The sequence below is a fragment of the Streptomyces sp. NPDC087428 genome (assembly GCF_044744085.1).
In the GTDB taxonomy this organism is placed as follows: domain Bacteria; phylum Actinomycetota; class Actinomycetes; order Streptomycetales; family Streptomycetaceae; genus Streptomyces.
The window spans coordinates 241581-259276 of record NZ_JBIUXR010000010.1 but is presented as its reverse complement, the minus strand read 5'-3'; the positions used below and the strand labels follow the sequence as shown (position 1 = coordinate 259276).

Below are 17696 nucleotides of genomic sequence, written 5' to 3'. Positions count from 1 at the left end.
CGAACCGCTGCGCCCGTACCCGGACCTGACGGAGCGTCAAGATAGAACAGGTTCTACAAGAAGGGAACAGGTGCGGTGCCGTGCCGTGTGGTGCCGTGTCTGCCGGGTGGTGCACGGTGCTGAGCGGTCACCGGTCGAAGTCGAGCTCCACCTCCCCGGTCACCGGATGGGACTGGCAGGCCAGCACATAGCCCGCCCCCGTCTCTTCCGGTTCGAGCGCGAAGTTGCGGTCCATCCGCACCTCACCGGAGACCAGGAAGGCCCGGCAGGTCCCGCACACGCCCCCCTTGCAGGCGTACGGCGCGTCCGAGCGGCTGCGGAGCACCGTCTCCAGCAGCGATTCGCCTTCCTGCACCGGCCACTTGCCGGAGCGGCCGTCCAGGGTCGCCGTGAGCATGCTGCCGGCCGGGGTTTCGATCCGTGGCAGGGCGGACGTTCCTGGTCCGTCGTCGACGTGGAAGATCTCCTGGTGGATGCGGGTCCGCTCGACGCCCAGACCGTGCAGCGCGCTCTCGGAGGCCCGGACCAGGCCGAGCGGGCCGCACAGATACCAGCCGTCCACCTCGGTCACCGGCAGCAGCGCGGGCAGTAGATCGATGAGCCGCTCGCGGTCCAGCCTGCCCGAGGGGAGGCCGGCCTGCTGCTCCTCCCGGGAGAGCGCGGTGACCAGCTGGAACCGGTCCGGATAGCGGTCCTTGAGGTCGGCGACCTCGTCCAGGAACATCGTCGACGCGGCGGTCCGGTCGCTGCGGATCAGACAGAACGAGGCCTTGGGCTCCCGCGCCAGCAGCGTCGCCGCGATGGACAGCACCGGCGTGATCCCGCTGCCGCCGACGACCGCCGCGAACTGCCCGGCGCGCGGCGTGAGCACGAAGCGGCCCATCGGCGGCATCGCCTCGACCTGATCGCCGACGGCGAGTTCCTTGAGCGCGTACGTGGAGAACGCGCCGCCGTCGACGAGCCGGATACCCACCCGCAGTTCCGGGTCGGCCGGCCGCTCGGTGGCCGGTGCGCAGATCGAGTACGAGCGGCGGACCTCCTCGCCGTCGACGGTGTAGCGGACATTGAGGTGCTGGCCGGGCTTGTGGCGGAAGGTCTCGCGCAGTTCCGGCGGCACGGTGAAGTCGACAGCGACCGAATCGTCCGTGAGCCGTTCGATCGCGCTGACCCGGAGCGGATGGAACATCTACAACTCCTTGAAGTGATCAAACGGTTCGCGGCATGTCACACACCTGTGCAGCGCCTTGCAGGCAGTGGACGAGAACCGGCTCAGTAGCTCCGTGTCGGTGGAGCCGCAGTGCGGGCAGCGCACCGACAGGGTGAGCGGCACGGGTCCGGAGGCGGGGGAGGCGGCGTCATGCGGCCGAGGGGGCGCTATGCCGAACTCGGTGAGCTTGCGCCGCCCTTCCGCGCTGATGTCGTCCGTGGACCAGGCGGGAGCGAGGACGGTGACCACGGAGACCTCGGTCATGCCGTGGTCGAGCAGCACCCGCTCGATGTCCATGGACATGGCCTCTATCGCGGGGCAACCGGTGTAGGTGGGGGTGAGCCGGACCGTGACGCGGCCCGGTGCGAGTACCTCGACCCCCCGGAGCACTCCCAGCTCCTCCAGTGTCAGCACGGGCAGCTCGGGGTCGGGGACGGAGCCCGCGAGGTGGCGCAGCTCCTCCTCCAGTGCCGTCCAGGTCACCATGACGCCCCCGGGTGGCTGCGGTGCAGATGCTGCATCTCGGCGATCATCCGGCCGAAGGGCTCCGTGTGGATGCCCTGCCGGCCCGCTCCGGCCGTCCAGGCTCCGGACTGCGGCCCGGCCGGTACGGTCAGCGTGGCCCGTTCCAGCACGGCGGTGACCGATGCCAGCCAGTCGTTCCGCAGGGCCTCCCAGTCCACCTCCACGCCTTCGACGGGCTGGAACAGCTCACCGGTGAAACGCCACAGCGCGTCCACCGCGCGCTGCATCCGGTGGTGGCTCTCCGCCGTGCCGTCGCCGAGGCGCAGCGTCCACTGCTCGGCGTGGTCCCGGTGGTAGGCGACTTCCTTGACGGCCTTGGCCGCGATCCCGGCGAACTCGCCGTCACCGGCCGCCAGCTGCTCGTACAGTCCGTGCTGGTGGACGGAGAAGTAGAGCTGGCGGGCGATGGTGTGGGCGAAGTCGCCGTTCGGCTGCTCGACCAGCTGGAGGTTACGGAAGGAACGCTCCTCGCGCAGGTACGCGAGCTCGTCCTCGTCCCCGGCGAGGGAGAGCAGCAGGCGGGCCTGGCCCAGCAGGTCCAGGGCGATGTTGGCGAGGGCCACTTCCTCCTCCAGCACGGGGGCGTGGCCCGCCCACTCCCCCAGCCGGTGCGACAGCACCAGCGCGTCGTCGCCCAGGGCGAGAGCCGCGGTCACAGGTGCTTCACCCCTTCCGGGATCTTGTAGAACGTCGGGTGCCGGTAGGGCTTGTCGCCGGCCGGCTCGAAGAACGTGTCCTTCTCGTCCGGCGAGGACGCCGTGATCCGGGTGGACGGCACCACCCAGATGGAGACCCCCTCGGACCGGCGCGTGTACAGATCACGTGCGTTGCGCAGGGCCATCTCGGCGTCCGGGGCGTGCAGGCTGCCTGCGTGGGTGTGGGAGAGACCGCGCCGCGAGCGGACGAATACCTCCCACAGCGGCCAGTCGGTCGAGCTGCTCATGCTGTCGCCTCCACGTTCGGTACCACTGTCTGCTTCTGTGCGTACGCGGCGGCGGCGTCGCGGACCCAGGCGCCTTCCTCGTGTGCTCGGCGGCGCTGGGTGAGGCGCTCCTCGTTGCACGGGCCGTTGCCCTTCAGGACCTCCTGGAACTCCGTCCAGTCGATCGCCCCGAAATCGTGCTGACCGCGCTCCTCGTTCCACCGGAGGTCCGGGTCGGGGAGGGTGAGTCCCAGGACCTCTGCCTGCGGGACGCAGATGTCGACGAAGCGCTGCCGCAGCTCGTCGTTGGAATGCCGCTTGATCTTCCAGGTCATCGACTGGGCGGAGTGAGACGAGGCGTCGTCCGGCGGGCCGAACATCATCAGGGACGGCCACCACCAGCGGTTCACCGCGTCCTGGGCCATCTCGTGCTGTGCGGCCGTGCCGCCGCTGAGGGCCAGCAGCAGTTCGTAGCCCTGGCGCTGGTGGAAGGACTCCTCCTTGCAGACACGGACCATCGCGCGGGCGTAGGGGCCGTAGGAGCAGCGGCACAGAGGCACCTGGTTGGTGATCGCGGCGCCGTCCACGAGCCAGCCGATCGCGCCCACGTCCGCCCAGGTCAGGGTGGGGTAATTGAAGATCGACGAATACCGCTGACGGCCCGCGTGGAGCTTGTCGAGCAGCTCCTCGCGGCCGGTGCCGAGGGTCTCGGCCGCGCTGTACAGATAGAGGCCGTGTCCCGCCTCGTCCTGCACCTTGGCTATCAGGATGGCTTTGCGGCGCAGCGAGGGCGCCCGCGTGATCCAGTTGGCCTCGGGCTGCATGCCGATGATTTCGGAGTGGGCGTGCTGGGCCATTTGCCTGACCAGCGAGGCGCGGTAGGCATCGGGCATCCAGTCACGCGGCTCGATGCGCTCGTCGGCCGCCACCGCGGCGTCGAAGGCCGCCGCCAGGGCCCCGTCCGCCCCCTCAGTACTGCCCGCTGTCGCCTGCGCTGTCTGGCCCGCAGTCACTGCCGCCATCCCGGACTCCCTACCGACCGATCGTTCGGTTCAATGACTTCAATGGTGAGTCTGCGGCCCGTAGGGTGTCAACCCTGTGGATAACTGACCGGGATCGACGGGGATCGGGGCGGGATGGATTCGTACGACGACAGGGGCGTCGGCGGCGGGGACGGGCGCGTTGCCGGTCCCGATTCGGGGACGCTTCCAACGGTTCCTGATCCGCGCACCGAACCCCGTCCGCAGCCTCCGCCCGAGCCGGGTCCCGAGCCGGGTCCCGAGCCGGGTCCCGAGCCAGGCCACGAACCCGGTCCCGAGTCCGGTCCGCGCTACGAGCCGAAGCCGCGTACGGAGCCTGATCCGCCTACGGAGCCGGAGCCGCGCTCCGGGCCTGGGCCTGGGCCGCGTACCGGAATGGCGGGGCTGTCGTTTCCGTACCAGGTCGCCGCCGCTGTGGCGCTGGCGGTGATCGGGCTGATCACCTGCACTCAGCTGGCGATGGTGTTTCTGCACGTCGCCCCCTCCAACACGGTGACCAAGCAGCACGGCAAGGCGATCGACGAATGGGTCTATCCCGAGTTCGAGCAGAACTGGAAGCTCTTCGCTCCCAATCCGCTGCAACAGAACATCGCCGTGCACGTACGTGCTGAGATAGCCGGCGCCGACGGCCGTCGTACCACCCCCTGGATGAATCTCTCCGGCGAGGACGGCAAGGCGATACGCGCCAATCCGCTGCCCAGCCACGTCCAGCAGAACGAACTCCGCCGGGGCTGGGACTTCTACCTCGGGTCCCATGACAACCAGAACCGGCCCAACGGGCTGCGCGGCAACCTCTCCGAGCAGTACGTCCGCCGCATCGTCATGCTGCGCCTCGGCGAACACGACTACGGCGGCACCGTCGAGCGGATCCAGGTCCGCTCCGAGGTGCGGTCCGTCCCGGCGCCCCCGTGGAGCGACGAGAAGATCAGTACGAAGCCGTCCTACCGAGTCCTGCCCTGGTGGACCGTCACCGCAGCCGACCTCCCCGAGGGCTCGGCGGACCAGAAGGAGACGGACCAGTGAGCACGCCCCGCCCCGGCCGCGACAGCGGGCTCGCCCGCGGTATCCAGCGCATCACCGCCTCCTCCCTCGGCCCGTACCAGAGCGCCGTCATCCGGATCGGCTTCTCCGCCACGTACCTGCTGTTCCTGCTGCGGGAACTGCCGCACCGGCACGAGATGTACGGCCCCGACGCCCCGTGGCGCTGGGACATGGCGGAGAAGCTGATATCCAACAACCAGGCCTTCACCACGCTCATGTGGTCGGACAGCACCGTCTGGTTCGAGATCGTGTACGCGCTGGCGCTGATCGCCGCCGCGCTGCTGCTGGTGGGCTGGCACACCCGAGCCATGTCCGTGCTGTTCATGGCCGGCGTGCTCTCGCTGCAGAACCGCAGCATCTTCATGGGTGACGGCGGCGACAACGTCCTCCATCTGATGGCGATCTACCTGGTGCTGACCCGGTGCGGTCAGGTCTGGTCCCTGGACGCCCGCCGCGCTGCACGCAGAGCGCGGGCGGCCGGAGCCGATGGTGCGGATGGTGCGGACAGGGGCGTGGAGCCGGACGGGAAGGCCGGCGGTCGGCGCCCGGTGCGCGGAGACGTGGCCGGTCCGCTGCTGTGGGTGGCGTTCGGTGCCGTTCTGATCGGTGCCACGGTGACGGACAGCCTGGGCGGAACCGTCTGGCTGCCGGCGCTGTTCTGGATTCTGTGGACCGGCCAAGGCGCATGGTGGGCACTGAACCGGTACGCGCCGCACAGCGAGCCGCGCACCCTGCTCGACGTCATCGCCAATCTCGCCCACAACGCCACCCTCGTCGTGATCATGGCCGAGGTCTGCCTGATCTACTCCACCGCGGGCTGGTACAAGATCCAGGGTACGAGGTGGCAGGACGGCACAGCGCTCTACTACCCGCTCAAGCTCGACTACTTCACGCCGTGGCCCGGCCTCTCGGACATCCTCGCATCGAGCGGGGTGATGGTGATGGTGCTGACGTACGCCACGGTCATCGTGCAGGTCGCGTTCCCGTTCACGCTGTTCAACCGGCGGGTCAAGAACGTCCTGCTCGTCGTGATGATCGGCGAGCACGCCGGTATCGCCCTGCTGCTGGGGCTGCCGTTCTTCTCGATGGCCATGATCGCCGCGGACGCGGTCTTCCTGCCTACCGTCTTCCTGGTGTGGCTGGGGGGCCGGGCGGCGCTCGGGCGGGATCTGCTGTTCCGGGCGCGCGGCCAGGTCCCGGGGCCCCGGGACGGTGCCGAGGACCGGGAGGCACCGCAGCACAGCGACTCCGGTGGCCATACGCTCGTCGGGTGAGCAGCGAGACCGGGAGCACCGGCAGTACCAGCAGGAATCCGTCGACCGATGAGTCCGCGACGGCCGAGCCGAACGTGGTGGCCGAGCCGTCCGTGGTGGCCGAGCCGGCCCAGTACGACGACGGGTTCGGGACGGAGATCGGCGTCGGGCCGCACCCGCTGCCCTGGCCCGTGGGGGAGCGTTACGACCCCGAGCTGCTCGCCCACGGCGACCGGCGCAATGTGGGTGACGCGTACCGGTACTGGACCCGGGAGGCGATCGTCGCCGATCTGGACCTGCGGCGGCACGACTTCCACGTGGCGGTGGAGAACTGGGGCCACGACTTCAATATCGGCTCGGTGGTGCGCACGGCGAACGCCTTCCTCGCCAAGGAGATCCACATCGTGGGGCGGCGGCGCTGGAACCGCCGCGGGGCGATGGTCACCGACCGCTACCAGCATGTCCGCCACCATCCCGAGACCACGGATCTGACCGCCTGGGCGGCGGCCGAGGGGCTCCCGATCATCGGCATCGACAACCTGCCGGGCGCCGTGCCGCTGGAGCGGACCGAGCTGCCGCGGCGGTGTGTGCTGCTGTTCGGGCAGGAGGGGCCGGGACTGACCGAGGAGGCCCGTAGGCACGCGTCGATGGTGTGCTCGATCGCGCAGTTCGGGTCCACACGGTCGATCAACGCGGGTGCGGCGGCGGCGATTGCCATGCATGCGTGGGTGCAGAGGTATGCGGATATTCCGGGTGCGGGTGCGGGTGCGGGTGCGGGTGCGGGTGCGGCGGGCCCGGTCTCTGGGTGAGGGGCCGGGGCGAGGACGAGCGGGGCCGGGTGGGGGTGCCTGCTGCGGCTGTCCCCTACCCGCCCCTTCCCGTAACCGGGGGCTCCGCCCCCGGGCCCCCGGTCCTCAAACGCCGGACGGGCTGAGATGTGCCGGACCGGCTGACGGGAAGCGCCCGTCAGCGTTGGCGGCGGACTTCCAGGGTGCGGAAGCGGTTGGAGACGAAGGCCCCGTCGCACAGGGCCGCGTTGGCCGCCGGGTTGCCGCCCGAGCCATGGAAGTCGGAGAACGCCGCCGTCTGGTTCACGTACACCCCGCTGGTCAGATTCAGCGAGAGCTGGGCCGACTCGTCCAGGCAGACGTCCACCAGCGCGCCCTCCACCTCGGGTGAGGTGGTGTACGCGCCCACCGTCATCGCGCCCTTGTCGCGGATCGTGCGGCGCAGCAGCTCCACGGCGTCCGCCGTCGAGTCGACCGCGACCGCGAACGAGACCGGGCCGAAGCACTCCGACAGGCAGGGGGAGTCGTCGTCCGGCTTGGGGCCGTCCAGCTTGACGATCAGCGGCGTACGGACCACCGCCTCCGGGAAGTCGGCGTTGGCCACCTCCCGCGAGGGCAGGGCGACTTCGCCGAGCTTCGCGGCCTCCTCCAGACGGGCCCTGACCTCCGGGTTGACCAGGGCGCCGAGGAGGGCGTTCGCCCGCGCGTCGTCACCCAGGAGCCCGGTGACGGCCGCGGCGATGTCACCGACCACGCCGTCGTATGTCTTCTCGCCGATGTCCGTCGTGATGCCGTTCCGGGGAATCAGCAGGTTCTGCGGGGTGGTGCACATCTGGCCGCTGTAGAGGGAGAGCGAGAACGCCAGGTTGGAGAGCATGCCGCGGTAGTCGTCGGTGGAGTCGAGGACGATCGTGTTGACCCCGGCCTTCTCCGTGTAGACCTGTGCCTGGAGGGCGTTGGCCTCCAGCCAGTCACCGAACGCCGTGGAGCCGGTGTAGTCGATGATCCTGATCTCCGGGCGGACCGCCAGGGACTTGGCGATGCCCTCGCCCGGCCGCTCCGCGGCCAGGGCGACCAGATTGGGGTCGAAGCCCGCCTCGGCGAGCACCTCGCGCGCCAGCTGGACTGTGAGGGCCAGCGGAAGCACCGCACGGGGGTGCGGCTTGACCAGGACGGGATTGCCGGTGGCGAGAGAGGCGAACAGGCCCGGATAGCCGTTCCACGTGGGGAAGGTGTTGCAGCCGATCAGCAGTGAGATGCCGCGGCCCGCCGCGGTGAACGTCTTGTGCAGCTCGATCGGGTCGCGCTTGCCCTGCGGCTTGGACCAGTCCGCGGTGTGCGGGGCGCGGACCTGCTCCTCGTACGCGTACGCCACCGCTTCCAGGCCGCGGTCCTGGGCGTGCGGGCCACCGGCCTGGAACGCCATCATGAAGGCCTGTCCGCTGGTGTGCATCACCGCGTGGCCGAACTCGTGGGTGCGGGCGCTGATCCGGGCCAGGATCTCCAGGCAGACCAGGGCCCTGGTCTCCGGTCCCGCCGCGCGCCAGGCCGGCATCCCCGCGCGCATCGCCGGGATCAGGACGTCCGGATCGGCGTGGGGGTACTCGACGCCGAGCTCCGGTCCGTACGGGGAGATCTCCCCGCCCGTCCATCCGTCGGTGCCCGGCTGGCCGAGGTCGATACGGGTGTTCAGCACGGCGTCGAAGGCGGCCTTGCCCTCGGCGGCGCCCAGGCTGCCGGGGGAGCCGCCCTCGCCGTACGCCTTCGGGTGCTCGGGGTGCGGGGACCAGTAGGCGCGCGAGCGGATCGCGTCGAGGGCCCGGTCGAGCGTGGGGCGGTGCTTCTCGGTCAGCAGGTGCGGGGAGAGCTCGGCGGCCATGACGGACCAACTCCTCATCGAGCTGGGCAGGGACGGGCGGACAGAGTTAGAGTAACCGAACGATCGGTCGGGACAAGGGGCCCCACGAAACCTGTGGACAACTCGTAGGGGAGGATCGCTGGCATGACCACGGCCAAGCGGGACACGTACACCCCGGAGACTCTGCTCACCGTCGCTGTCCGTGTGTTCAACGAGCGCGGCTACGACGGCACGTCCATGGAGCACCTCTCGAAGGCGGCGGGGATCTCCAAGTCGTCCATCTATCACCATGTGGCCGGCAAGGAAGAGCTGCTGCGGCGGGCGGTCAGCCGGGCGCTGGACGGCCTCTTCGGCATCCTCGACGAATCGGGTGCGACGCGAGGCCGCGCGGTAGGACGGGTCGAGTACGTCACCCGCCGTACCGTCGAGGTGCTGATAGCCGAACTGCCCTACGTCACGCTGCTGCTGCGGGTGCGCGGCAACACGAAGACCGAGCGCTGGGCGCTGGAGCGGCGGCGCGAGTTCGACCAGCGAGTGGGCGATCTGCTCAAGGCCGCGGTCGCGGACGGCGACCTCCGCTCCGACGTGGACATACGCCTCGCGACCCGGCTGCTTTTCGGCATGGTCAACTCGCTGGTGGAGTGGTACCGGCCGTTGCCGGACGGCGGTGCGGAGCGCGAGCAGCTCGCGGACACCGTCGTGCAGCTGGCCTTCGACGGGATGAAGTCCAGCCGCTGAGCCCGTTCCGCGGCAGTTGTTCTCGTCTCAGGTGAGCTCTGTGGGGCGGTCCGGGCCCGGGGCCAGGTCCGTCTCCTCGAACACCAGCAGGGTGCGGGTGGAGAGCACCTCGGGGATGGACTGGATCCTGGTCAGCACCAGATCGCGCAGTGACTGGTTGTCCTGCGTGTGCACCAGCAGCAGGACGTCGAAATCGCCGCTGACCAGCGCGATGTGCGTGGCTCCCGGCAGTGCCTGGAGCTGCTCGCGGACCGTGCGCCAGGAATTCTGGACGATCTTGAGCGTGATGTAGGCGGAGGCCCCCTGCCCCGCCCGTTCGTGGTTCACCCGCGCGCTGAAGCCCCGGATCACCCCGTCGTCGATGAGCCGGTTGATCCGGGCGTAGGCGTTGGCGCGGGAGACGTGGACGCGATCGGCCACCGACCGTATCGAGGCGCGGCCGTCCGTCTGGAGCAACCGGAGGATGGCACGGTCGATGGAGTCGAGCGGCCGTGCCGGAGGAATCCGGCCGGGGTCCTCGCCCCCGTCGGCCATTTGTTCAGCTGCCATGTTCCCGCGCCTCCCTGTCCTGGACGAGCTGTCTCCATCCCAGGCTGTGGAGAACCGTTTGTCCACAGGCTGACGGTGCCTGTAGCCAAAATGCGCTCGCGACCGAACAATCGGTAGGTGAGGCGCACCACATGCGTGTCTCGCGTAGTGCTTGATATTTGGACATATTTCACCACCCCTCGATAACCCCTCGATACCCCTTCGATATCGGGCACCCCTGATGTCGAAAGCTGCCGCTCGATACCCCTCGATGCCAGGAGGTGCTTGTCATGACGGTCCAAGAGCTGCCCGGCGCGGCCGCCTACCGGCCCACGCCGCCCCCGGCGTGGAAGCCGCTCACCGACCCGGCGCCGCTGCTCCCGGACCCCGAGCCGTACCGCGTGCTCGGTACGGACGCCGCGGCCGACGCGGACCCCGAGCTGCTGCGGCGGCTCTACGCCGAGCTGGTGCGCGGCCGGCGGTACAACACCCAGGCGACCGCCCTCACCAAGCAGGGCAGGCTCGCCGTCTATCCGTCGAGTACGGGGCAGGAGGCCTGCGAGATCGCGGCCGCCCTGGTGCTGGAGGAGCGGGACTGGCTCTTCCCCAGCTACCGCGACACACTCGCGGCCGTGGCGCGGGGGCTGGACCCGGTCGAGGCGCTGACCCTGCTGCGAGGCGACCGGCACACCGGCTACGACCCGCGCGAGCACCGCATCGCCCCGCTCTGCACCCCGCTCGCCACCCAGCTGCCGCATGCCGTGGGCCTGGCGCACGCGGCGCGGCTCAAGGGGGACGACGTGGTCGCGCTCGCCATGGTGGGTGACGGCGGCACCAGTGAGGGCGATTTCCACGAGGCGCTGAATTTCGCGGCCGTCTGGAAGGCCCCGGTCGTCTTCCTCGTGCAGAACAACGGCTTCGCCATCTCCGTCCCGCTGGCCAAGCAGACCGCGGCACCCTCCCTGGCGCACAAGGCCGTGGGGTACGGGATGCCGGGCCGGCTGGTCGACGGGAACGACGCGGCGGCCGTGCACCAGGTGCTCTCCGAGGCGGTCGAGCGGGCCAGGAGCGGCGGCGGCCCGACGCTCGTGGAGGCCATCACCTACCGCATGGACGCCCATACGAACGCCGATGACGCGACCCGCTACCGCGGCGACAGCGAGGTCGAGGCGTGGCGGGCGCACGATCCGGTCCAGCTCATGGAGCGGGAGCTGACCGGGCGCGGACTCCTCGACGACGACGGCATCGAGGAGGTGCGCACGGCCGCCGAGCGGATGGCGGCCGGACTGCGCGAGCGGATGAACGCGGATCCGGTGCTCGACCCGATGGATCTCTTCACCCATGTGTACGCGGAACAGACCACCCAGCTGCGTGAGCAGGCGGCCCGCCTGCGCGTCGAGCTGGACGCGGAGAACGAGCAGCACGGCACGGACGACGGGGGAGCAGGGCGATGACCACCGCAGCGGCCACGGCCGGAGAGCGGACGGCGAGGGCCAAACCCGCCACCATGGCGCAGGCCCTCGGGCGTGCGCTGCGCGACGCGATGGCGGAGGACCCCTCCGTGCACGTCCTCGGTGAGGACGTCGGGACGCTCGGCGGTGTCTTCCGGATCACCGACGGCCTGGCGAAGGAGTTCGGCGAGGACCGCTGCACCGACACCCCGCTGGCCGAGGCCGGCATCCTCGGGGCGGCCGTCGGCATGGCGATGTACGGACTGAGGCCCGTCGTGGAGATGCAGTTCGACGCCTTCGCCTATCCGGCGTTCGAGCAGCTCATCAGCCATGTCGCCAAGATGCGGAACCGGACCGGGGGCGCGATGCCGCTGCCGATCACGGTCCGGGTGCCGTACGGCGGCGGAATCGGCGGTGTCGAGCACCACAGCGACTCCTCCGAGGCGTATTACATGGCGACCCCCGGTCTCCACGTGGTCACGCCCGCCACGGTCGATGACGCCTATGGGCTGCTGCGGGCCTCGATCGCCTCCGACGATCCGGTGGTGTTCCTGGAGCCCAAGCGGCTCTACTGGTCGAAGGCGGACTGGTCACCACAGGCGCCCGCCGCCGTGGAGCCCATAGGCCGGGCCGTCGTGCGCCGGCCCGGCCGCAGCGCGACGCTGATCACGTACGGGCCGTCGCTGCCCGTCTGCATGGAGGCCGCTGAGGCCGCGGTCGAGGAGGGCTGGGACCTCGAAGTCGTCGATCTGCGCTCGTTGGTGCCGTTCGACGACGAGACGGTGGCCGCGTCCGTGCGGCGCACCGGCCGCGCGGTCGTCGTCCACGAGTCCACCGGCTTCGGCGGTCCGGGCGGCGAGATCGCGGCCCGGATCACCGAGCGCTGCTTCCACCATCTGGAGGCGCCGGTGCTGCGCGTCGCCGGTTTCGACATCCCGTACCCGCCGCCGATGCAGGAGCGACACCACCTGCCGGGCGTGGACCGGGTGCTCGACGCCGTCGCGCGACTGCAGTGGGAGGCGGAGCACTGATGCCGCAGGTACTCGAATTCAAGCTTCCTGATCTCGGTGAGGGGCTGACCGAGGCCGAGATCGTGCGCTGGCTGGTGGAGGTCGGCGACGTCGTCGCCATCGATCAGCCGGTCGTCGAGGTCGAGACGGCCAAGGCGATGGTGGAGGTGCCGTGCCCGTACGGGGGCGTGGTGACCGCACGGTTCGGTGAGGAGGGCGCGGAACTCCCGGTCGGGGCGCCGTTGCTGACGGTCGCGGTCGGGTCCGTGGAGCCGGCCGGGAGTGCGGCGGAATCCGGGTCCGGTACGGGGGCCGCCGGGGCGGAAGCGTCCGGGTCGGGCAATGTGCTGGTGGGGTACGGGACCGGCGCACCGGCGGTGCGCCGGAGGCGGGTCCGCCCGGAGGGACTCCAGGCAGAGGCCGCCGCTCCCGTCACCTCCTCTGCTCCCGTTCCGTCCGTTGCTCCTGTGTCCGCTGAGGCCGCGGGTTCCGCCGTCGTTCCGGGCGGGGTACGGGGGCCGGTCGCCGTTGTCTCCCCGCTGGTGCGCAAGCTCGCGCGGCAGCACGACCTCGATCTGCGGCAGCTCTCGGGCTCCGGGCCCGACGGGCTGATCCTGCGGGCCGACGTGGAGTCCGCCATCCGGTCCGTTGCCGAGGCCCCGCGGCAGGCTGCGGTGACGGACCGGGCACCGGTACGTCCGGCCGGTGAACGGGTTCCGTTGCGCGGAGTACGGGGCGCGGTCGCCGACAAGCTGGCGCGCAGCCGGCGCGAGATCCCCGACGCCACCTGCTGGGTGGACGCCGATGCGACCGAGCTGATGGCGGCCAGAGCGGCGATGAACGGCGCCGGTGGTCCCGGTGCCGGGCCCAAGGTGTCGGTGCTCGCGCTGCTCGCCCGTATCTGCACAGCCGCCCTGGCCCGGTATCCCGAACTCAACTCCACGGTGGACCAGGAAGCGCGGGAGATCGTGCGGCTCTCCGGTGTCCACCTCGGGTTCGCGGCCCAGACCGAGCGGGGGCTCGTCGTCCCGGTCGTACGGGACGCGAAGGCGCGCAACACGGAGTCGATCGGGGCCGAGATCACCCGGCTCACCGAGGCCGCCAGGACGGGAACGCTGAAGCCGGCGGAGCTGACCGGTGGCACGTTCACGCTCAACAACTACGGGGTGTTCGGGGTCGACGGTTCCACCCCGATCATCAACCACCCCGAGGCGGCGATGCTCGGAGTCGGCCGCATCGTCCCCAAGCCGTGGGTGCACGAGGGCGAGCTGGCCGTGCGGCGGGTCGTCCAGCTCTCGCTGACCTTCGACCACCGGGTCTGCGACGGCGGTACGGCGGGAGGCTTCCTGCGCTACGTGGCCGACTGCGTGGAACAGCCGGCGGTGCTCCTGCGGACGCTGTAGGCATGGCCGGCGGTGCTCCTGCGCAGGCTGTAGGCACGGCCGGCGGTGCTCCTGCGGACGCTGTAGGCACGGTCGCCGGTTCTCTTGCTCCCCCTGCTGTTCCCGGTTCTCCCTGTTCCGTTCCGCGTTGATCCACGGGAACGTGGACGGGGAGGATCCACCGGGGCGGACGGCCCGCATACTCGGGGCATGACCGCGTATGACGCCATCGTTCTCGCCGGAGGTGCCGCCAAGCGGCTCGGCGGCGCCGACAAGCCGGGGCTGCGGATCGGTGGCCGGGCGCTGCTGGACCGGGTGCTCGCGGCCTGTTCCGACGCCGGGACCACGGTGGTGGTGGGGGGCAGACGGCCCACGGTGCGCCCGGTGACCTGGGCGTGTGAAGAGCCCCGGGGCGGCGGTCCGTTGGCCGCACTCGGTGCCGGCGTGCGGCACACGGCGGCGGAACGCCTGCTGGTGCTCTCGGCCGATCTGCCGTTCCTCGGCGCGGACACGGTCGGGTCCCTGCTGGCAGCCGTCGGCCGGTCCGACCAGGAGGGCGCCGTCTGCACCGATCAGGACGGCCGTGACCAGCCGCTGGTGGCCGTCTACCGGGCGGAGCCGTTGCGCCGCGAACTGGCTCTGCTCGCCGCGGAGCACGGTGGACTCGCCGGACTGCCCCTGCGGTTGCTGACGCACGAGCTGCGGCTCTCCCGGGTGGCCGCGGACCCGCTCGCCTCGTTCGACTGCGACACCTGGGAGGACATCGCTTCGGCCAGGGCCCGGATCAGAGACCATGGGACCGTGCTGGACGAATGGATCACCGCAGTCAAGAACGAACTGTCCATCGAACTCGACGTCGACACCGCCGTCCTGCTCGACCTCGCCCGTGACGCCGCCCACAGCGTCGCCAGGCCCGCCGCGCCCCTGACGACCTTCCTGGTCGGGTACGCGGCGGCGAAGGCGAGCAGCGACGGGGGCGGGCCCGAGGCAGTGGCCGAGGCCGCCCGCAAGGCTGCCGCGCTCGCTCTCCGGTGGGCGGACGAGACCGAGACGCCATGACGGGCCGCAGCGGTAGTACCGGGCGGCTCCGGCGGCCCCCGGCTGCCGCAAAAAAGACCGTCGCTGAGCCCGCCGAGCCCGCTCACTCCGCCCAGTCCGCCCAGTCCGCCCAGCCCGCCGAGCCCGCTCACTCCTCCCAGTCCGCTGACGCCGCAGCGCGCCGCGCAGCCGAGGCCGAGGCCGACGAGGAGCGGGCCGTCGCGCAGGCCCTCGCGCTGGTCGGCCGACGGCCGTACAGCAACGCGCGTCCTGAACCCGGCCCCCGCCCCGGCCCCCGCCCCGGCCCCCGCCCCGGACCTGAAACAGCCAGTGGCCCCGACCGGTCCCGCGACCAGTCCCCCGACCCCGACCAGTCCCCCGCTCCATCCCCCGCTCCCGCCTCCGATCCCGCCTCCGAGGACGAGCAGCGCCCCGGTGCGCGCGGCCGGCGGCGTACCCACGCGACCCCGTGGGTCGAGGCCCGTGCCGTCGCGGCCCGCGCCGGGCGCCAGGTTCCGCCCCGCACCGGACGCCTCCCCCTCGACCACGCGCTCGGACACGTGCTGGCCGAGCCGCTCGCCGCGCTCACCGATCTCCCGTCCTTCGACACCTCCGCCATGGACGGCTGGGCCGTCGCGGGGCCGGGGCCGTGGTACGTCCGGGAGGGCGGGGGCGTCCTCGCCGGCCACGCCGCCCCCGCGCCGCTCCCCGACGGCGACGCCGTCCGCATCGCCACCGGCGCCCGTATCCCGGCCGACGCCACCGCCGTCATCCGGAGCGAACACGCCCAGGCCGACGCGGCCAGAGGGCTGCTGTACGCACTGCGGCAGGTGAGTCCCGGGCAGGACATCAGGCCGCGCGGACAGGAGTGCCGCTCCGGGGAGCAGCTCCTCCCCGCCGGAACGCTGGTGACGCCCGCCGTTCTCGGCCTGGCGGCTGCCGCCGGGTACGACGAACTGCTCACCCGTCCCCGGCCGCGCGTCGATGTCCTCGTCCTGGGTGACGAACTGCTGACGGCCGGGCTGCCCCACGACGGGCTGATCCGTGACGCACTCGGCCCGATGATCGGCCCCTGGCTGCGCGCGCTGGGAGCCGAGGTGTCAGCGCCCCGCCGCCTCGGTGACGACGCGGAAGCCCTCCGGAAGGCGCTCGTCCTCTCCGACGCCGATCTGGTCATCACCACCGGCGGCACCGCCGCGGGACCGGTCGACCATGTGCACCCCGTGCTCGCCGATCTGGGGGCCGAGCTGCTCGTCGACGGTGTCGCCGTCCGCCCCGGTCACCCCATGCTGCTGGCCCGGCTCCGCGCCGGAGGGCCGTATCTCGTGGGGCTGCCCGGTAATCCCCTGGCCGCCGTGTCCGGGCTGCTCACGCTTGCCGAGCCGCTGCTCAGCGGGCTGGCGGGCCGGACGCCGCAGGACCTCTACCGCGTCGCGGTCCGTGACGACGTGCACGGCCACCCGCACGACACCCGGCTGGTCCCCGTGGTCCACCGCGCCGAAGAACCCGGTGAGTTCGCCCACAGTGGCGCCGGAACCGGCGGCGGGGCGGATCACGTCGTACCCCTGCATTACAACGGTCCCGCCATGCTGCGCGGGATCGCCGCCGCGGACGGGCTGGCCGTCGTGGAGCCGGGCGGGGTACGGTCCGGCACCGAGGTGGAGATCCTCGATCTACCGTGGGCCCCGGCGACGCCGTGGACTGAAGGGTGTTTCACGTGAAACTTCCCGGCCATGACGCGATGGCCAGGCGTGCCGAGGAGCATGGCGTACCCACCCGGGTGATGCTTCCGCGCCGGGTCGTCGACGGACCGGCTCGCCAGGTCGCCAAGCGGCTGATGATGGCGCTGATGGTGCTGGCTGCCACGGTGCTGATCGTCTGGGTCGACCGCGGCGGCTACCACGACGCCGCCGACGGCAAGGTCGACCTCCTGGACGCGGTCTACTACGCGACGGTCACCCTCTCGACCACCGGGTACGGCGACATCACCCCGTACAGCGACGGCGCCCGGCTCATCAATGTGGTGCTCGTGACACCGCTGCGCGTGCTCTTCCTCATCATCCTGGTCGGCACCACCCTTGAGGTCCTCACGGAGCGGACCCGGGAGGACTTCCGGCTGAAGCGTTGGAGAACCAACTTGCGTGACCACACCGTTGTCGTCGGCTTCGGCACGAAGGGCCGCTCGGCCATTCAGACCCTCTGCGCCACCGGCCTGAAGAAGGAACAGATCGTCATCGTCGACCCGGCGTCCAAGGTGATAGAGATCGCCAACGCCGAGGGGTTCACCGGAGTGCTCGGTGACGCGACACGCAGCGATGTGCTGCTGCGGGCCGAGCTGCAGAAGGCACGTCAGATCATCATCGCCACCCAGCGGGACGACACGGCGGTGCTGGTCGCGCTGACCGCGCGCCAGCTCAACCGCGGTGCGAAGATCGTCGCCGCGGTGCGCGAGGAGGAGAACGCCCCGCTGCTGCGGCAGTCCGGTGCCGACGCCGTGATCACCAGTGCCAGTGCGGCGGGCCGACTGCTCGGCCTCTCCGTGCTCAGCCCCAGTGCGGGCACGGTGATGGAGGACCTGATCCAGCAGGGCAGCGGGCTCGATCTGGTCGAACGGCCGGTGATAAAGGCCGAGGTGGGCAAGAACGTCCGCGAGACCGACGATCTCGTGGTCAGCGTGCTGCGCGGTCACCGGCTGCTCGGTTACGACGATCCGGTGGCCAGCCCCCTCCAGCTGACGGACCGGCTGATCACCATCGTGCGGGTCACGAACGCGCCGCCCATGAGCCACACCCCGCCGACAGCCCCACGCCCCTGACCCGGCCACCCCGGATCGCACCCCGCCGAGAGCCCCGCGCCCCTGACCCGGTCCACCCCGATCGCACCCCGCCGCAGCCATCGGCACCGCGCCGCGGGGC

At 71.1% G+C, this 17696-nt stretch carries 17 protein-coding genes; 10 read left to right on the top strand and 7 right to left on the bottom strand.

The window, feature by feature from the left end:
• Nucleotides 1-127: 127 nt before the first annotated feature.
• Genes ACIO3R_RS22785 through paaA form a run of 5 tightly spaced genes read right to left on the bottom strand, consistent with a single transcriptional unit; the run spans nucleotide 128 to nucleotide 3676 of the window.
• Nucleotides 128-1186, bottom strand: a complete 1059-nt coding sequence (locus ACIO3R_RS22785; protein ID WP_402108204.1) for a 2Fe-2S iron-sulfur cluster-binding protein — start codon at nucleotides 1184-1186, stop codon at nucleotides 128-130.
• Nucleotides 1187-1693 (bottom strand): 1,2-phenylacetyl-CoA epoxidase subunit PaaD, encoded by a 507-nt coding sequence (gene paaD / locus ACIO3R_RS22780; protein WP_385036856.1) that lies wholly within the window; start codon nucleotides 1691-1693, stop codon nucleotides 1187-1189. It lies immediately after the preceding gene.
• Nucleotides 1687-2388, bottom strand: a complete 702-nt coding sequence (gene paaC / locus ACIO3R_RS22775) for a 1,2-phenylacetyl-CoA epoxidase subunit PaaC (RefSeq protein ID WP_402108201.1) — start codon at nucleotides 2386-2388, stop codon at nucleotides 1687-1689. Before paaC ends, paaD begins: the two co-directional genes overlap by 7 nt.
• A complete protein-coding gene (paaB, locus tag ACIO3R_RS22770) occupies nucleotides 2385-2675 on the bottom strand; it encodes a 1,2-phenylacetyl-CoA epoxidase subunit PaaB (protein WP_385345613.1) in 291 nt (96 codons plus the stop codon). Before paaB ends, paaC begins: the two co-directional genes overlap by 4 nt.
• Nucleotides 2672-3676: a 1,2-phenylacetyl-CoA epoxidase subunit PaaA gene (gene paaA, locus ACIO3R_RS22765; RefSeq protein ID WP_402108198.1), complete on the bottom strand. Its 1005-nt coding sequence runs from the start codon at nucleotides 3674-3676 to the stop codon at nucleotides 2672-2674. The genes paaB and paaA overlap by 4 nt, the downstream gene beginning before the upstream one ends.
• A 114-nt stretch (nucleotides 3677-3790) precedes the next feature.
• On the opposite strand from paaA, the gene ACIO3R_RS22760 reads away from it, so the two are divergent.
• The 3 genes from ACIO3R_RS22760 to ACIO3R_RS22750 all read left to right on the top strand — a co-directional run bounded on the left by ACIO3R_RS22760 (nucleotide 3791) and on the right by ACIO3R_RS22750 (nucleotide 6797).
• Nucleotides 3791-4717: a DUF5819 family protein gene (locus ACIO3R_RS22760; RefSeq protein WP_402108196.1), complete on the top strand. Its 927-nt coding sequence runs from the start codon at nucleotides 3791-3793 to the stop codon at nucleotides 4715-4717.
• Nucleotides 4714-6009, top strand: a complete 1296-nt coding sequence (locus tag ACIO3R_RS22755; RefSeq protein WP_402108193.1) for an HTTM domain-containing protein — start codon at nucleotides 4714-4716, stop codon at nucleotides 6007-6009. The genes ACIO3R_RS22760 and ACIO3R_RS22755 overlap by 4 nt, the downstream gene beginning before the upstream one ends.
• Nucleotides 6010-6083: 74 nt before the next feature.
• The gene (locus tag ACIO3R_RS22750; RefSeq protein ID WP_402108416.1) at nucleotides 6084-6797 is read left to right on the top strand and encodes a TrmH family RNA methyltransferase; all 714 of its coding nucleotides are present in this window, start codon (nucleotides 6084-6086) and stop codon (nucleotides 6795-6797) included.
• A 157-nt stretch (nucleotides 6798-6954) separates the two neighbouring features.
• Here the strand turns inward: ACIO3R_RS22750 and paaN are convergent, their stop codons facing one another.
• Nucleotides 6955-8655: a phenylacetic acid degradation protein PaaN gene (gene paaN, locus ACIO3R_RS22745; protein ID WP_402108190.1), complete on the bottom strand. Its 1701-nt coding sequence runs from the start codon at nucleotides 8653-8655 to the stop codon at nucleotides 6955-6957.
• Nucleotides 8656-8778: 123 nt separating this feature from the next.
• Between paaN and ACIO3R_RS22740 the strand changes: the two genes are divergently transcribed.
• Complete coding sequence (locus tag ACIO3R_RS22740) at nucleotides 8779-9372, top strand: TetR/AcrR family transcriptional regulator (RefSeq protein WP_402108189.1); 594 nt, start codon at nucleotides 8779-8781, stop codon at nucleotides 9370-9372.
• 27 nt (nucleotides 9373-9399) lie between these two features.
• On the opposite strand, the gene ACIO3R_RS22735 is transcribed toward ACIO3R_RS22740, so the two are convergent.
• Nucleotides 9400-9906, bottom strand: coding sequence for an Lrp/AsnC family transcriptional regulator (locus tag ACIO3R_RS22735; protein ID WP_359461595.1), 507 nt, complete (start codon nucleotides 9904-9906; stop codon nucleotides 9400-9402).
• Between the two features lie 284 nt (nucleotides 9907-10190).
• Between ACIO3R_RS22735 and pdhA the strand changes: the two genes are divergently transcribed.
• From pdhA to ACIO3R_RS22705, 6 genes are all read left to right on the top strand, one after another.
• Nucleotides 10191-11354: a pyruvate dehydrogenase (acetyl-transferring) E1 component subunit alpha gene (gene pdhA, locus ACIO3R_RS22730; RefSeq protein ID WP_385040179.1), complete on the top strand. Its 1164-nt coding sequence runs from the start codon at nucleotides 10191-10193 to the stop codon at nucleotides 11352-11354.
• Nucleotides 11351-12382: an alpha-ketoacid dehydrogenase subunit beta gene (locus ACIO3R_RS22725; RefSeq protein ID WP_385345626.1), complete on the top strand. Its 1032-nt coding sequence runs from the start codon at nucleotides 11351-11353 to the stop codon at nucleotides 12380-12382. The genes pdhA and ACIO3R_RS22725 overlap by 4 nt, the downstream gene beginning before the upstream one ends.
• Nucleotides 12382-13764 (top strand): dihydrolipoamide acetyltransferase family protein, encoded by a 1383-nt coding sequence (locus tag ACIO3R_RS22720; RefSeq protein WP_402108186.1) that lies wholly within the window; start codon nucleotides 12382-12384, stop codon nucleotides 13762-13764. Before ACIO3R_RS22725 ends, ACIO3R_RS22720 begins: the two co-directional genes overlap by 1 nt.
• A gap of 189 nt (nucleotides 13765-13953) precedes the next feature.
• On the top strand, nucleotides 13954-14802 hold the full coding sequence (locus tag ACIO3R_RS22715) for an NTP transferase domain-containing protein (RefSeq protein ID WP_402108184.1): 849 nt from the start codon (nucleotides 13954-13956) through the stop codon (nucleotides 14800-14802).
• Nucleotides 14799-16502, top strand: a complete 1704-nt coding sequence (locus ACIO3R_RS22710; protein WP_402108181.1) for a molybdopterin molybdotransferase MoeA — start codon at nucleotides 14799-14801, stop codon at nucleotides 16500-16502. Before ACIO3R_RS22715 ends, ACIO3R_RS22710 begins: the two co-directional genes overlap by 4 nt.
• Nucleotides 16503-16522: 20 nt before the next feature.
• Nucleotides 16523-17596 carry a potassium channel family protein gene (locus ACIO3R_RS22705; RefSeq protein WP_385345906.1) on the top strand — a complete coding sequence of 358 codons (1074 nt, stop codon included), beginning with the start codon at nucleotides 16523-16525 and terminating at the stop codon, nucleotides 17594-17596.
• Nucleotides 17597-17696: the final 100 nt, after the last annotated feature.